Below are 230 nucleotides of genomic sequence, written 5' to 3' on the forward strand. Positions count from 1 at the left end.
CCGGCTGCGGTCGGCCGCCGCGCAGCGCGACGCCCTCGTCCGCTTCGGCGGCGAACCGATCGCCCGGGCGCTGGAGGACTACCAGGCCGCGTTCGGGCGCTGGCGGACCCTCGACGCCGAGATCATCGACATCACCGCGAATCGCGACCGGCGTGCCGAGGGGGCCGCTCGGCTGCGGGAGGACCTCGCCCTGATCGAGGCGACCGCCCCCCGGGAGGGCGAGGACGAGG

Annotated in this window: 1 pseudogene; it reads left to right on the forward strand. The window is 77.0% G+C overall.

Annotated elements, in window-relative coordinates:
• Positions 1-230, forward strand: a pseudogene (locus tag KVS71_RS19460) (DNA repair protein RecN); the annotation flags it as partial.

It is taken from the genome of Microbacterium sp. GbtcB4 (genome assembly GCF_019091465.1).
Lineage (GTDB): Bacteria > Actinomycetota > Actinomycetes > Actinomycetales > Microbacteriaceae > Microbacterium > Microbacterium paraoxydans.